Below are 719 nucleotides of genomic sequence, written 5' to 3' on the forward strand. Positions count from 1 at the left end.
CGCATGCTGGCCAACGCGCATGACGGGTTGGCCGTGAGCGATCGCGACGCGACCCGGGCCGCCCTGGCGCAGATGCCTGTCGAACGCATCGGCCTGCCTGCCGAGGCCGCCACGGCCTTCACGCGCATGGGCCTGCGCCACCTCGGTCAGGTGCTGGGGTTACCGCGTGAAACCCTGGCCAGGCGCTTCGCTGCGGCGGTGCAGTTGCACCTTGACCACCTGCTCGGCCTGCGCCCCATGGCGCTGGCGTGCTATGTGCCACCTGATCGTTTCGAGGCGCGGCTGGAGCTCAACTTCGATGTCGAATCGCATCAGGCGCTGCTGTTCCCGCTGCGTCGACTGATCGCCGACCTGGCGGCATTTCTGGCCAGCCGCGATGGGGGTGTGCAGCGTTTCACCCTGTTCCTGGAGCATGCCCAGGCCTTCGAAACACCGGTGGTGGTCGGCTTGCTGGCGGCCGAGCGCGAGCGGCATGCTGTTCGAACTGGCCCGCGGCCGGCTGGAGCAGCTGAGCTTGCCCGCGCCCGTGCGCAGCCTGCGCCTGCTGGCCGAAGACCTGCCGACGTTTGTGCCCCAGCCTGGCGAGCTGTTCAATGCCCGGCCTCAGCAACAGCAGGGCTGGGAGCAGTTGCGCGAGCGCTTGCGCGCACGCCTGGGTGATGACCGCGTGCGCCCCGTCCAGGCCTTTGCCGACCACGCCCCGAGCACGCCTGGCATGC

Annotated in this window: 1 pseudogene; it reads left to right on the plus strand. The window is 69.7% G+C overall.

What is annotated here, in order from left to right:
• A pseudogene (locus G3436_RS26880) lies at positions 1–719 on the plus strand (Y-family DNA polymerase); the annotation flags it as partial.

Origin of the sequence: Pseudomonas brassicae (assembly GCF_010671725.1) — a bacterium.
In the GTDB taxonomy this organism is placed as follows: Bacteria; Pseudomonadota; Gammaproteobacteria; order Pseudomonadales; family Pseudomonadaceae; genus Aquipseudomonas; species Aquipseudomonas brassicae.